At 61.7% G+C, this 13,764-nt stretch carries 12 protein-coding genes; 2 read left to right on the top strand and 10 right to left on the bottom strand.

The window, feature by feature from the left end:
* Positions 1–31 precede the first annotated feature (31 nt).
* The 10 genes from NF78_RS08625 to purC form a co-directional block, all read right to left on the bottom strand.
* Positions 32–937 carry a carbohydrate ABC transporter permease gene (locus NF78_RS08625; protein ID WP_035985764.1) on the bottom strand — a complete coding sequence of 302 codons (906 nt, stop codon included), beginning with the start codon at positions 935–937 and terminating at the stop codon, positions 32–34.
* 57 nt (positions 938–994) lie between these two features.
* Positions 995–2,251, bottom strand: a complete 1,257-nt coding sequence (locus tag NF78_RS08620; protein WP_156119704.1) for an ABC transporter substrate-binding protein — start codon at positions 2,249–2,251, stop codon at positions 995–997.
* Between the two features lie 600 nt (positions 2,252–2,851).
* Entirely contained in the window at positions 2,852–3,532 is a 681-nt protein-coding gene (locus NF78_RS08615; RefSeq protein ID WP_035985762.1) for an ExbD/TolR family protein, read from the bottom strand.
* On the bottom strand, positions 3,529–4,269 hold the full coding sequence (locus tag NF78_RS08610) for a MotA/TolQ/ExbB proton channel family protein (protein WP_081972557.1): 741 nt from the start codon (positions 4,267–4,269) through the stop codon (positions 3,529–3,531). The genes NF78_RS08615 and NF78_RS08610 overlap by 4 nt, the downstream gene beginning before the upstream one ends.
* Positions 4,270–4,399: 130 nt before the next feature.
* Positions 4,400–5,629 (bottom strand): lipid-A-disaccharide synthase, encoded by a 1,230-nt coding sequence (gene lpxB / locus NF78_RS08605; RefSeq protein WP_225885260.1) that lies wholly within the window; start codon positions 5,627–5,629, stop codon positions 4,400–4,402.
* Positions 5,619–6,476, bottom strand: coding sequence for an acyl-ACP--UDP-N-acetylglucosamine O-acyltransferase (lpxA, locus tag NF78_RS08600; RefSeq protein WP_072016026.1), 858 nt, complete (start codon positions 6,474–6,476; stop codon positions 5,619–5,621). Before lpxA ends, lpxB begins: the two co-directional genes overlap by 11 nt.
* Before the next feature lie 18 nt (positions 6,477–6,494).
* Positions 6,495–6,977: a 3-hydroxyacyl-ACP dehydratase FabZ gene (gene fabZ, locus NF78_RS08595; RefSeq protein ID WP_225885345.1), complete on the bottom strand. Its 483-nt coding sequence runs from the start codon at positions 6,975–6,977 to the stop codon at positions 6,495–6,497.
* 105 nt (positions 6,978–7,082) lie between these two features.
* On the bottom strand, positions 7,083–8,009 hold the full coding sequence (gene lpxC, locus NF78_RS08590) for a UDP-3-O-acyl-N-acetylglucosamine deacetylase (RefSeq protein WP_081972556.1): 927 nt from the start codon (positions 8,007–8,009) through the stop codon (positions 7,083–7,085).
* Entirely contained in the window at positions 8,009–10,354 is a 2,346-nt protein-coding gene (locus NF78_RS08585) for a BamA/TamA family outer membrane protein (protein WP_035985759.1), read from the bottom strand. Before NF78_RS08585 ends, lpxC begins: the two co-directional genes overlap by 1 nt.
* A gap of 130 nt (positions 10,355–10,484) precedes the next feature.
* Positions 10,485–11,243 carry a phosphoribosylaminoimidazolesuccinocarboxamide synthase gene (gene purC / locus NF78_RS08580; RefSeq protein ID WP_035985758.1) on the bottom strand — a complete coding sequence of 253 codons (759 nt, stop codon included), beginning with the start codon at positions 11,241–11,243 and terminating at the stop codon, positions 10,485–10,487.
* Positions 11,244–11,489: 246 nt separating this feature from the next.
* Here purC and NF78_RS08575 point away from each other — a divergent pair, with 246 nt between their 5' ends.
* Complete coding sequence (locus NF78_RS08575; RefSeq protein WP_035985757.1) at positions 11,490–12,725, top strand: LL-diaminopimelate aminotransferase; 1,236 nt, start codon at positions 11,490–11,492, stop codon at positions 12,723–12,725.
* A 106-nt stretch (positions 12,726–12,831) separates the two neighbouring features.
* A complete protein-coding gene (gene hisG / locus NF78_RS08570; protein ID WP_035985756.1) occupies positions 12,832–13,479 on the top strand; it encodes an ATP phosphoribosyltransferase in 648 nt (215 codons plus the stop codon).
* The last annotated feature ends 285 nt before the right edge of the window (positions 13,480–13,764 follow it).

The following is a 13,764-nucleotide window of genomic DNA, read 5'->3' as shown; positions in this document are numbered from 1 at the left end:
GGTAGGGGTAGGGCCTAGTTATTCGCTTTAGTTATTCAGTCCTAGCCCGCAGGCGCGAGAGGTACAGCCAGGTCAGCCCTACCACCGCCACCAGCACCACAAAGGTCACGGTCACCAGGGCCGCGCCGTAGCCAAAGTCCAGGTAGCGCATCACCGCCGCGTAGATATAGATCGACACCATTTCCGTCGCCCCGCCGGGGCCGCCGCCGGTCATCACCGCAATCAGGTCGAAGATGCCAAAGGACTGGGCAAAGCGAAACAGCATGGCAATCACAATCTGCGGCGCAATCAGCGGCAGCGTGATTTGCCGGAAGCTTTGCCAGGGGCTGGCCCCATCCAGGGCGTGGGCTTCGTAGAGGTCCTGGGAAATCGACTGCAACCCCGCCAGCAGCAGAATCGCCACAAAGGAGGTGGTCTTCCACACATCGGCGGCAATTACCGCCACCATGGCCCAGAAGGGTTCCCCCAACCAGTTCACCGGGCTGTTGATCAGATTCAGCCGCAGCAGCAGGTCATTCCACACGCCAAACTCGGTGTTAAAAATCCAGCGCCAGGCCAGGGCAATCAGGGCGGTGGGCAGGGCCCAGGGCAAAATTGCCACCGTGCGCACCAGCCCCCGGCCCCGAAAGGCCCGATCCAACGTCAGGGCAATGGCCAGGCCCAGCAGCAGCTCAAACAGCAGGGTAAACACGGTAAACACCGCCGTGTTGCGCATACTCTGCCAAAAGCGGCCATCCTGCACCATCAGCGCGTAGTTGTCCAGGCCGCTGAATACCGGTTGCAGATTGGTGCTGAGGTTTTCGGTAAAAAAACTCAGCCAAAACGCCCGCAAAATCGGAAAGGCATAGACAAACAGCAGCAGCAGCAGCGCCGGGGCCAGCAGGAGCCAGCCCGTTCGTTGTTCCCGCTGGCGAATGTAGTCTTTGGTGGTAGTCATCGGTGTCTCCTGAGCCCCCAGTGTGGGCCCTGCCCCTGGGGATGGTCGCATGTCTCGCTAGGCTTCAGTGCCCAGTACCCGGCGGCTTTCCCCCGCCGCCGCCCGCATTGCAGCCTCCGGCGTCATCTGGTTGGAGATGGTGGCGCTGAGGTAGCGTTGCAGAATGTCAGAGAGCTGGGCGTACTGCCCCACCGGGGGCCGGGGAATGGTGGTTTCGGCCACCTCCAGCAGCTGCTCGTAGTGGGGCAACTCCGCCAGCACGTCGGGGTCGGTAAACAGGGCCCGACGGCTGGGCACGTAGGTAAATTCGGTGATGAAGTCTTTCATCGGGCCGGGGCTGGTGAAAAATTCCACCACCCGCCAGGCTTCCTCGGGGTGGGGCGTCGTGGCGGAGATGCCAAAGCCCCAGCCACCAAGGGTAGCGGCGGGCTGCTGGCCCTCGGCATGGACCATGGGCTTGATGCCCACATTGCCCGCCACCGCCGACCCCTCCCGGTTGACCTCGGCCCAGGCATAGGGCCAGTTGCGCATAAATGCGGTATTGCCGTTCTCAAACTGGCGCAGGGCGTCCTCTTCGATGTAGTTGGTCACCCCCGGCGGCGAGACCCGCTCGCTGATCAGCGAGCGCATAAATTCCGCCGCCTGAATCCCCGCCGGCTGGTCCAGCCCCACCTCCAGGGTCTCCGGGTCAATCCAGAATCCGCCGAAGCCCGCCACCAGCTCCACATAGTTGGTGACGATGCCCTCGTACTGCAACCCCTGCCAGACAAAGCCCCAGTCCACATCGGTTTCGCTCTGGATCGCCGCCGAGGCGGCCAGCAGGTCGTCAAAGGTTTCCGGCGGTTCCATGCCCACCTGATCTAACAGGTCAGTGCGGTAGTAGAGCATGCCCATGTCCGATCGGAAGGGCATCCGGTACAGGCCGTCTTGGTAGACCCCGGCGGCCACATCGGCGGGGAGAAATTCCTCCAGTTCCGCCTCGCTGACGCGATCGGAGAGGTCGATCAGCCACCCGGCGGCGGCAAATTTGGGAATCCACACGACGTCAGAAAACAGGATGTCGTAGGGGGAATCGCCCAGCAAAAAGGAGGTGGTATAGAGATTTTCTACTGCGTCGGCGGCGTTGGGGCCACGCACCATTTCAATGCGGATGTCGGGGTTTTCGGCCATGAATTGCTCCGCCAACCCCTGCATCTGGTCGGCCTCCACGGCCCGCAGCAAAAAGGAAATCGTGACGGGCTGCTGGGCCCGCACGTAGGCCCCAAATAGCAGGGCCCCAACCGTAACGGCCAGGGCTAAAAGAACGAGACCCAACCGACGCCGGCCGAGGTTTAAAAATCTCAAAAAAGATCTGTTAAGCAAAGCAAAGCCTGGAATTCTAACGCTCCCAGGCTTGCCGCGTAACCAGTGCCAGATAAACAGCGATGGCCATTGCGCTTAGGACAGAAGCCCCGGCCCTGACGGTAAGTGGAACATCGCAATGGCGTAAAGCCACTTTTCCAGGGATATGGGACGTGTCCTAACGGTTCTGGCGATGGCTATAGCAGTGGACTGTATAGCAGTCTATGCGAACTCTGAACCCTAGGGCTCAGCACCGGCTAACCCAGGTTTGTCCATCAAACTGGAAAGCGGGGACAGCTGGTATCTATCTTAGGGGTGACATTTTTTCTATTCCTGAACGGCTTCAGTCAGTCCATCATTCCTGATCCCTGGAACCTCAAACCTGATCCTCCGGCAAAGGTAGTTCTACGCCTACCAGGCTGCACTAGTGCAGCGTCAACGCTAAACATTAGCGTTCTCGTAGATTGGGTGAAATGGAGTGTAACCCAACGGCAGTCAGCCTGGCTGGGTTCTGCTAGCGCGCCACCCAACCTACAAACTTAGGTTTGACAGAGTACTGGCCTGCGGTGGTCTTCAGTTTGAGGGCTGCGGTTGGATCGGGGCAGGGGCAGGCTGAAGGGGCGAAGTGGGTTCATTTGGGAACAGCGGTGAACCGGGCGCAAAGGGATCGCCACCGGGCTGGCCAAAGCCAGGGGGCAACGATTGACCGCCTGGGCCATCCTGGGGAAACCCGTTGGGAAAATCGTCGGGGAAGTCATTGGGAAACCCCTCTGGAAACAGGGTGGGATCGTCCAGGCCGGGCTGGGTTTCCCCAGGCCCCAGGCTGGTGTCGCTGGGCAGGGTGGCCAGGGCCACGCGATCGCCCCCCACTGCCCGCAGCCGGTCGAGCACGGCTACCACATCCTCGTAGCGGGCCCCGCGGGAGGCATAGAGCACAATTAGCCCGCCGGGGTTGACCTGGTTGAACTGCAGCAGCACATCGGTGAGCAAATCGAGGCTGACGGGCTGCTGGTCGAGGTAGACCTGGCCCAGGTCATCGACGCTGACGTAGAGGCGATCGCCTCCCTGCCCAATCTGGCCAGGCAGCGGTTGCCCCGTTTGAGCGGTGGGCAGGTCGAGGTCGATGGCCTGCTGGCGAGTCAGGCCCACTGCCGCCAGAATGAAAAACGTCAATATGCAGAAAATAACGTCGATCAGCGGGATAATTTCCAGCCGGACGTCCTCGGAGGGCGTGTCGAGCAGGTCTACTTTCATGGCGAGGGAATCTCCGTCGAGGGCACACCGTCAACCGTAGCCGAATTGGTTCCCGCTGGGGCCACGGGGCCAACCGGAGGCAGGGGTTCCGGCACCGGAGACAGGCCGTGGCGCTGGGCCCAACTCTGGCGGTAGAGCAGTTCTAGCTCACTGCCCGCCTGACGAAACATCTTGGCCTGCCCAAAAATAAACCCCTGAAACAGGCGATAAAAGGCCAGGGCCGTAATGGCGATTACTAGGCCAGCGGCGGTGCTGATCAGGGCTTCGCTGATGCCCAGGGAGGTGCCGGCGGTGGCGTCGCCGCTGCCCAGATCGCTGATCTGAATCGACCCCAGGGAGTTGATCAGCCCCAGCACCGTACCCAGCAGCCCCAGCAGCGGGGCCAGGGCGATAACCGCTTCTAAAATCTTGTCGCCTCGTCCCATGATCGCCAGCTCTTCGTTGGCGGCGGTCTCCAGGGCCAGGCGAAACACCTCGGGGTCGGGGGATTGCAGCTTGAGCGGAGCGGACAGGAAGCGACCCATGGGGAGGAGACTGGAGCGCTGGGCAATTTCGCCAGCGGCGGGCCAGTCGCGGCGGGCGGCCTCCAGCACTCGGCCCGAGACTTCGCGCTCGCGGGTCAGAATGCGCGACCAAAACCAGATCCGCTCCAGAATGGTGCCCACGGCCAAAATTGACAGTAGCAGCAGCGGCCACATGGCGATGCCGCCACGGGCAAAGAGCTCAGTTATATTCACTAGGGTCCTCCTATCTCGACAGGTCATGCTGTTCACTGAGACAGCGCCCTTGGGCAGCGCCGTTAAACAGAATGACCTATCTCCGGCAAAGCATCATAATTGTAGTGACTTTAGGAACGCTTCAACAGTTTCAGGCCAATTCTAACGCCTGGGGTTCGGCCAGCGCGTCCAGAATCAGGTCGGCGGTGCGCTGGCAGGCTCCGGGCGGCCCCAGTTCTTCCCGCATTTTGGCATAGCCCGATCGCATGGTCTGGCGGGCGGTTTCGTCCTGTAGCAGGGTGAGGGCGGCGGCGGCGATCGCCTCGGGGGTAGCCTGCCACTGCAAAAATTCGGGCACCACCGCCTGGTTCACCACCAGGTTGACGGGCGACACGTAGGGCACGTCAAACTTGAGCAGGTAGTGGGCAATGCGGGCGCTGAGGGGGTGAATTCGGTAGGCCACCACCTGGGGCACATCCATCAGGGCAATTTCCAGATTGGCGGTGCCCGATTTGGTAATTGCCACATCGGCGGCGGCGATCGCCGCCTGACTGCCGTCGGTAACCACCCTTCCCCGTAGCCCGTAGTCAGCCAACCCCTGCTCAAAGCTGGTCTGGAGCGACGGAATCGACACCGGCAGCAAAAAGGTGACCTCGGGGCACTGAGCCTGAATGATCTGCGCCGCCTGGAGCAGCACCGGCATCAGGTACTTGACCTCCTGGCGCCGGGAGGCGGGCAGCAGCGTCACCACCGGAGCCCCCGGCGGCAGCCCCAGCTGCTGGCGAGCGGCGGCCTGGTCGGCGGGGGCGGGGTAGCGATCGACCAGGGGATGGCCCACCCAGGTGGTCTCAGCTCCAAAGCCCTGATAGTAGTCGGCCTCGGCTTTGAAAATGGCCAGCATGCGATCGCTACAGCGCACCAGCCGCTGGGTGTCTTTTGCAGAAAAGGCCCATACCCACTGCTGGGGAGCAATGTAGTAGACCACCGGCACCTGGGGGTGATGGGTTTTGAGGTAGTCGCCCATCACCAGATTGGGGTTCATGTAGTCGATCAAAACGGCGATGTCGGGCGGGCTGGCATCGAGGGCCTGTTTGGCCAGCCGCTGCAGCCGCAGGGTGGGCAGCAGGTAGGGCAGGGCCTCAAAAATGCCCACCGAGCCAATGCCGGTGGTTTCCCCCACCAGGGTCGCCCCTGCCTGGGCCATGCGCGGCCCCCCCAGGGCGGTAATGTCGAGGGCCAAATTGCGATCGCGGGCGCGATCGCGCAACGCCTCGATCAGCAGGGCTCCCTGCAAATCCCCAGACACCTCGCCCGTGCTAATAAAAATCTTCTGCCGCCTGGGACTTGCCATGGCCGATTGGGCTTCCAGATTAGTCGTCATCGCTGTGCTTGCTTACGCGCCGACCGGGGGTCAAGCCACGGCGATCGGGCTTCAGCGCCGCCCGCAAAAACTGGCTAAAGTGATTGACCAGGTCGTTGCCCTCGTGGTGGTGCAGCTTTTCGACCGCGTCAGTGACCGACTCACCGGAGCGGTACACCAGGCGGTAGGCCTGCTTCAGCTCGCGATAGATCTGGGCATCGGCGGTCAGCCCCGCCCGCTGTAACCCCACCTGGTTCAACCCCCGCACCTGGGCCGGGTTGCCGTTGATCAGGGTGTAGGGGGGAACATCGCGATCGATGCGGCTGAGCCCGCCAATCATCGCCAGCCGACCGACGTGCACAAACTGGTGCACCCCCACCAAACCGCTGATCCGCGCCCCTGCCTCCACGTACACATGGCCTGCCAACGCCACCGAGTTGGCGATAATCACGTTGTCCTCCACCACGCAGTTGTGGGCCACGTGGGAATAGGCCATCAGCAGGTTATTACTGCCCAAGAGCGTCACAGCCCCCGCATCGGTGGCGCGGTTGATGGTGACGTACTCCCGAATCAGGTTGTTGTCGCCGATGATCACCCGGCTCATGGAGCCATCGTACTTGAGGTCCTGGGACTCCAGACCAATGGCTGCCCCAGGAAAAATGCGGTTCTGCGCTCCAATCGTAGTGTCGCCGTCGATCACCACATGGGCACCAATTTCGGTGCCGGCCCCGACCGTCACCTGCTCACCGATGACGGCGTAGGGGCCAACCTTCACCGTGGGGTGCAGCTGAGCACCGCTATGAACCACTGCCGTAGGATGAATCAGGGTAGTCAACGGCCCGCCTCCAGAACCCAGGGTTTGCAACATAGACACATTATTTACCTACTACCCTTGGGAAGCCGCTGGAGAATCCACCACCGAGAACATCAGTTCCCCCTCGCAGACTAGCTGCCCATCGACCTCAGCGCGACCGTACATTTTGCCAAACCGCAGCCGCTTGATGGCCAGCAGCTCCACCGTCATTACCAGCTGATCGCCAGGCACCACCGGGCGGCGAAACCGCACCTTGTCGATGCCAGCAAACACACACAGCCCCTCCACCCCCGGCACCTGCATCAGCACAATGCCGCCAACCTGGGCCATGGCTTCCACAATCAGCACCCCAGGCATAATCGGACGACCAGGGAAATGGCCCTGGAAGTGGGGCTCGTTAAAGGTGACATTTTTAAGGCCCACCGCCTGCTTGCCCGGCACGTAGTCGACAATGCGATCGACCAGGGCGAAGGGATAGCGGTGGGGCAGCAGCGCATGGACTTCCTCGGCGCTGTAGCAGGTTTTAACAGGGCTGGCCGCAGCCGCCGTTTCGATCGAATCTAGGGTGGTGGTCACAGGGCTCGATACAGTTACGTCAATCACAGTGGGAGAGTCAGAACAATAGGTAGAGTAGACCGTTGGCCTAGCTTGATTTTGCCACTAGAGGGTACCCTCGCCATAGACCAGGTGCGGGACCAGCGCCGCCGCCAGCTCACCATGCAGGCGATGACTGGCCTTGTAGGCGACAATATGGGCCATCGGCAGCCCTCCCAGCAGGCTTAAATCTCCGATCAAGTCGAGCATTTTGTGGCGAGCGGGCTCATTGTCAAACCGCAGCGGTGGATTGAGCCAACCCTGCTCACCGCACACCAGGGCATTGTCCAGGCTACCGCCCTGAATCAGACCGCTGGCCCGCAGCTGGTCGACCTGGTGCGCCAGGCCAAAGGTGCGGGCCGGGGCAACCGTGGTGGCGAACCCTTCAGGACCGAAGGGTTCGCCACCGTAGGCCCAGCTAAACCACTGGTTGCCAATGGCTGCAACCTCGAAGTCAATGCCATAGGTAAACCGCAGCGCCGGAGCTGGAAAAGCCGCCACAAACGCATCGCCGTGGGTGACCGTCACCGGCTGGCTGAGCTGGGCTACCGCCCGGGGTTGAGCCTGTAACTGCCGACCGGCCTGCTCTAGGGCCTCTACCCAGCCCAGGGCCGAGCCATCCAGCAGCGGCACCTCCGGCCCCGTGATTTCAACTCGAACGTTGTCGATGCCGAGGCCAACTAGGGCAGCCAGCAAATGCTCAACGGTGCGCACCGAAGCCTCTCCCTGGCGGAGTTCGGTGGAGAGCAGCGTGGGGTTCACCGACTCCAGGCTAACGGGCACCACCGGGTGACCGGGCTGGTCAGTCCGAACAAAGTAGCGGCCCTGTCCGGCCTGGGCCGGATGCAGCGTGACCACTGTCGTAGCGCCCGAGTGCAGGCCCACACCTCGGCGCTCAACCGCGCGTGCCAGGGTGGCTTGAGCTGGGGTGTAGCCCCAATCCTCAGTGGAGGTAGCCCTCAGGTCGGGTTGAACGGTACCAGGTTGAGCCATTAGAAACGCTCCCCAAAGCCGAAGTGAATGCGCCCTTGACCGCGATCGTTAAAGCCGTAGTCGATCCGCAGGGGGCCAAGGGGGGTAGACAGCCGTACCCCAGCTCCGTAGCCGATGCCACTGCCGGGTTTGCCCCGCGATGGGCCGGGGGCACCAGGCACAGCATTGCCGCTGCCCAGATCGGTACCCATATCCAAAAACAGCGCCCCACCCAGGAAAGAGAACAGTGGGAACCGATACTCGGCCGTGAACTGGGCGTAGCTGCGACCACTGCCCACCTCGCCTTCATCATAGCCGCGGATGGAGTTGGTGCCGCCGAGGGCAAAGGCTTCGTAGGGGGGCACATCGCCCACAATGGTGCCCGCCTGAACGTTGAGGGCCAGGGCCTGGGGGCCCTCGGCAAAGTTCAGCAGGCTGAGGGGAATGTAGTAGCTGTAGCTGCCCCGCAGGCGGTTCATGAAGATGCTGCCCCGGCCCAGGGGCACCGACTGCTCGGTATTGAGGCGCAAAATGCTGCCGCTGGTGGGGTTAAAGGCGTCGTTGCGGCGATCGAGGGTGGCGCTGATGGGGAAGGTCCACAGGTCGTCTACCCCAGTACCACTGGCGGTCAGCGGGTTGCCCGCCGCATCCACAGCGTTGACTGTGCCGCCGCCATCGCGGGATGACACGTTTTGAATTAGAGTGCCTACGGCCACGGTCAACCCATCCCCCAGGGGACGGCTAAAGGTAATGCCGGTCCCCAGACGGCGAATGCGAACCTGGTCGCCATTCGCCAAGTTGATCTCATTGGGGCCACCGTCAAAGTTGAGGTTGTTGGCCGCGCGGGCAAAGGCCGTGGCGGTGTAGGAGGTGCGGAAGGGATCGCCCGCAATCCAGGGATCGGTAAAGGACAGGTCGAACAGCACATCGCGGGTGCTGAGCTGGGCCTCGGCACTGAACTTCTGGTTGTTACCACCGAAGTTGTCCTGACGGAAGCTGACCGTACCGAACAGGTCACCGGTAAAGTTGAAGCCCAGACCAGCCGCGATCGATCCGGTGTTGCGCTCAGCCACGTTGACAATCAGTCTGACCTGGCGGGGGTCATTTGCGGCGGGCTCAAGCCCCGGCACCACGTCATCAAAGATGCCCAGCCCAAACACCCGCTGAAAATCTTGCTCAATCTGGGCCTGATTAAACACCTCGCCGGGCTGAGTATTAAATTCTCGGGTGATGATGAATGGCCGGGTGCGTCCCTGGATCGGGTTGCCCTCGTCATCAACGGTCTGGCCCAGGTCGTTGATGTAGCGGACTTCGATACTCTCAATCACCCCTTCGGCTACCTCCAGGGTGACTACCCCCTGGGGCGACACCTGGGGAGCGGCGATCACCTGGGCCAGCACAAATCCCTGGTTCTGATACCACTGGTTGAGCTCCAGGATGCCTTCCTGGAAGTCGATCAAATTGATGATTTGACCCCTTTGGTCGGCAAAGATGTCGTCAACGACGGCTTGGGGCAACACCTGATTTCCCTGTACCCGGACATCAGTGAGCACCGGGTTGGGCTGCACCAGAAACGTCACCCGCACCCCCAGGTCGGTGTCTTCGGGGCGAGCGTCGACATCGGCAAAGAAGCCGGTGGCAAAGATATCGTTGATGTCCTGCTGGAGTTGGGTCCGGGTGGTGGTGCGTCCGGCCTGGGTATCAATGACGCTGAAGACCAGATTCTCCAGGGCGGGGTCGAGGGTTCCTTGAATAGCCTGGACCTGCACCTCGGCGACCAACACCCGCGGCTCTTCGGCCTGTTGTTGAGCGGGGGCCGCTGGTGCGGCTTCAGCTGGCTCCTCCGTCGCTTCGGAATCGGGCGCGGGGGGAGCGGTTTGCCCCTGCTGGTTGGGGGCGGGCTGCGGCTGACTGCGGCGCTGCACGGCTCCATCTAAAATGCGCTGCGCTTCTTCGGGGGAGATTTCGCGCGGAGTACTGGGGGTCTGGGCCAGCTGGGCGCTCGGAAAATCGGCGATCGCGGCAGCATCGGCGGCAGATTCGCGTTCGGGAACCCCTGCCTCAGCCGAGCGATAGTCGTCAATCACCTCCTGAAGCGCCTCTGCCACCGGGCTGGCCCCTAGGTTGGGCTGGGGGACGCCAATATCGAGGGTGGCGGCGGACGCTGCCGCAGCGTCTGGCCCAGCGGCGGCTGGGACAACCAGGGCTGCAGCGCTGGAGCTAGGGGCCTCGGCGGCCTGACTCAGCTCAGCGGAAGACCCTTGGAGTTCTGGGGCGGCTGGCTCTGCCTGGACGGGAGCTGCGACCAGCCCCACAAGCCCAGAGGTGGCCAAAGCTATCAACAAATACTTAGGAGATACCCGCATCTAAAACACACCTGCTAAACACGTCCACACACCAATCAAGGGCCCATCTCCCCGACAAAGAACCAGGAAAAATTGCCCTGGGGCGGGCCGTTGCCCCCGCAATCGGACAAATTCTACCGCATTGATGGGGCTAATTCCTGGTTGATTGTGCCGCCACTTTCTCTAGCACCCGTTGATAGGCGGCTTCAACCTGGCCTAAATCCTGTCGAAAGCGATCCTTGTCAAGCACTCGCTGGGCTGCGTCGTCGGTGGACTGATCCCACAGGCGACAGGTGTCGGGGCTAATTTCGTCCCCCAGCAGGATCTGCCCCTGGCCGTCCAGGCCGAACTCCAGCTTGAAATCGACCAGGGTGATCGCACAGCCCTGGAAAAAATCGGTCAATACTTGATTGATGCTGAGGGCAAGACGGCGCAGGGTGGCAATCTGTTCCTCGCTGGCGATCCCCATGGCGCGGATGCGATCGCCGGTCAGCAGCGGGTCGCCCAGGGCGTCGTCCTTGTAGTAGAACTCCACCAGGGTTGGCTCCAGACGCTGGCCCAGGGGCAGGTTGGTCTGCTTGCACAGGCTGCCTGCGGCCAGATTGCGCACCACCACCTCCAGGGGAATGATGGTGAGGGCTTTGACCCGCATGGTGCGATTGCCCGTGGTTTCCAGCCAGTGGGTGGCAATGCCCGCTGCCTCCAGTTGCTTGAACAAATAGGTGGAAATGGCGCAGTTGATCGGCCCCTTGTCGACAATTTGGCCCCGCTTTTGGGCGTTAAAAGCGGTGGCATCGTCTTTAAAATAGGTGACGAGCACCGCCGGGTCGTCGGTGGCATAGATAATTTTGGCCTTGCCTTCGTAGCGTTTTTCGCCGAAGGGGGCGCTGGGGGAAGGGCCAGAATCCATGATCGGTGCCAGAAGTAGAGACACCCCATAGTAGCGCTGGACGCTGCTCCCATAACGCGCTCACCGTGACACCCCAATCCAGTGGCCCAGGGCAAGGGCTCAACCCGGCCTTGCTAGCTTAGTACCCCGACCCGCACCGACCCTCTATGTTTAGCTTGTAGACTACTAGGGCAGCAATGGTTTCCCGTAGCGCTGTACCCTTGCTGTAACCTTAATTGAGTAACCGAAACCACCGCGCAACGCTCCATGGCCACCATCAACGACAACTATCTCAAGCTCAAGGCGGGCTACCTGTTCCCTGAAATCGCCCGTCGGGTTGCCGCCTTTGCCGAGGCCCACCCCGACGCGCCGATCATCAAGCTGGGCATTGGCGATGTCACCGAGCCTCTGCCCGAGGCCTGCCGCACCGCCATGGTCAAGGCGGTGGAGGACATGGGCGATCGCGACCAGTTCAAAGGCTACGGCCCCGAGCAGGGCTACCTGTGGCTGCGGGAAAAAGTGGCCCAGCACGACTTTCAAAGTCGCGGCTGCGACATCGACGCCAGCGAGATCTTCATCTCCGACGGCTCTAAGTGCGACTGCGGCAACATTCTCGACATCTTTGGCAGCAACAACTCTATCGCCGTCACCGACCCGGTCTACCCCGTCTATGTCGATACCAACGTGATGGCGGGCCACACCGGCCCCGCCAATGAAGCGGGGGAGTACGGCGGCCTCACCTACCTGCCCATCAGCGCCGAAAACGCCTTCACTGCCAGCATTCCCAACCAAAAAGTAGACCTGATCTACCTCTGCTTCCCCAACAACCCCACTGGGGCGGTAGCCACCAAAGAACACCTGCAGGCCTGGGTCAACTACGCCCGCGCCCACGGCTCGATCATTTTGTTCGATGCCGCCTACGAGGCCTTCATCACCGATCCCACCATTCCCCACTCGATTTATGAAATTGAGGGAGCGCGGGACTGCGCGATCGAGTTTCGCTCGTTCTCCAAAAATGCGGGCTTTACCGGCACCCGCTGCGCCCTGACGGTGGTGCCCAAGTCCCTGATGGGCAAGGCCGCCGACGGCAGCGATGTCGCCCTCCACGGGCTGTGGAACCGTCGCCAGTCCACCAAGTTCAACGGCGTCTCCTACATTGTGCAGCGCGGAGCCGAGGCGGTCTACTCTCCCGAGGGGCAGGCCCAGATTCGCGCCCTGATCGACTTTTATATGGAGAACGCCCGCATCATCCGTGAGCAGCTCACCGCCGCAGGCATTGCCGTCTACGGCGGCGTCAACGCCCCCTACGTGTGGGTCAAAACCCCCAACGACCTGAGCAGTTGGGACTTCTTTGACAAGCTTCTGCACAGCTGCCACGTGGTCGGCACCCCTGGCTCCGGCTTTGGGGCCGCAGGGGAGGGCTACTTCCGGATCTCCGCCTTCAACAGCCGCGAAAACGTCAACGAAGCCATGCGCCGCGTCACCGAAAAGTTCCGGGTGTAGTGTCGATCCATTGGGTTCTGTCGGGTGGGCACTGCCCACCTGCCAACTTTTCTGTTCCAATTAAATCTGCTCAATCTGCCTGAGAGCACCGCTAAGGAAAACTGCCATGCTCACCATCGCGCTGCCCAAGGGCGGCATGTTAAAAGACAGTATTCGCCTGCTGCAGGCCGTGGGCCTCGACTTCAGCCTGTTTCAGGACAGCGCCAACCGCCAGCTGCAAATCACCGATCCCACCGGCCGAGCCCGAGGGCTGCTGGTGCGCGCTCAGGACGTACCGGTGTACGTGGAGTACGGCCAGGCCCAGCTGGGTATGGTGGGCTACGACGTGCTGCGCGAGAAAAAGCCCGCCGTGGCTCACCTGGCCGACCTGGGCTTTGGCGGCTGCCGCCTGTCGGTGGCGGTGAAGACCAACAGCCCCTACCGCTCAGCGCTGGATTTGCCCGCCCACAGTCGGGTGGCCTCCAAGTACGTCAACTGCGCCCGCGACTACTTCCAGAGCCTCGATCTGCCGGTGGAAATTGTGCCCCTCTACGGCTCGGTGGAGCTGGGGCCGATTACCGGCATGTCGGAGGCGATCGTGGACCTGGTCTCGACCGGCAAAACCCTGAAGGAGAACAACTTGATGGAACTGGAAGTGCTCTACCACAGTACCGCCCGGCTGATTGCCCATCCGCTCAGCTACCGGGTCAACCCCTACGGCCTGAAGGACCTGATCGATCGCCTGCGCGAGCAGGCCGAGGCCGTTGTGGTGTAGCGATCGCCCCCGCCAGTGGACCAAAAATCAATCATTTTTATAGAAAAATCTTTAGGGGAAAATCGGGTGCGATCGCGCCATCAATCGGTCTGTGGTAGCAGGTGCCCCGGCCTAACATTTGCCACAATAGGGGTAGCCGTACGATTTGTGTATCGACCGCTCGGGTATTCGGCAAAGGCGTTAGCGTTTAAAGCATTCGGATTACAGATTCGGGCTGGCGCAAACGCTGCCGGGCATGAATCTCAGCCTTAGTCTGTGTATCTGTTGTCTGCTGGCAATGTTAGC

The sequence above is a fragment of the Leptolyngbya sp. KIOST-1 genome (assembly GCF_000763385.1).
Classification (GTDB): Bacteria; Cyanobacteriota; Cyanobacteriia; order Phormidesmidales; family Phormidesmidaceae; genus Nodosilinea.
Note: the sequence above shows the minus strand (reverse complement) of the source record. Positions and strands in the feature narration are given on the sequence as shown.

What these genes read in the sequence shown, in the direction of transcription:
- NF78_RS08625 (WP_035985764.1), bottom strand. Translation starts at nt 937, where the DNA reads ATGACTACCACCAAAGACTACATTCGCCAGCGGGAACAACGAACGGGC.
- NF78_RS08575 (WP_035985757.1), top strand. Translation starts at nt 11,490, where the DNA reads ATGGCCACCATCAACGACAACTATCTCAAGCTCAAGGCGGGCTACCTG.
- lpxA (WP_072016026.1), bottom strand. Translation starts at nt 6,476, where the DNA reads ATGTTGCAAACCCTGGGTTCTGGAGGCGGGCCGTTGACTACCCTGATT.
- NF78_RS08615 (WP_035985762.1), bottom strand. Translation starts at nt 3,532, where the DNA reads ATGAAAGTAGACCTGCTCGACACGCCCTCCGAGGACGTCCGGCTGGAA.
- hisG (WP_035985756.1), top strand. Translation starts at nt 12,832, where the DNA reads ATGCTCACCATCGCGCTGCCCAAGGGCGGCATGTTAAAAGACAGTATT.
- lpxC (WP_081972556.1), bottom strand. Translation starts at nt 8,009, where the DNA reads ATGGCTCAACCTGGTACCGTTCAACCCGACCTGAGGGCTACCTCCACT.
- lpxB (WP_225885260.1), bottom strand. Translation starts at nt 5,629, where the DNA reads ATGACGACTAATCTGGAAGCCCAATCGGCCATGGCAAGTCCCAGGCGG.
- NF78_RS08585 (WP_035985759.1), bottom strand. Translation starts at nt 10,354, where the DNA reads ATGCGGGTATCTCCTAAGTATTTGTTGATAGCTTTGGCCACCTCTGGG.
- purC (WP_035985758.1), bottom strand. Translation starts at nt 11,243, where the DNA reads ATGGATTCTGGCCCTTCCCCCAGCGCCCCCTTCGGCGAAAAACGCTAC.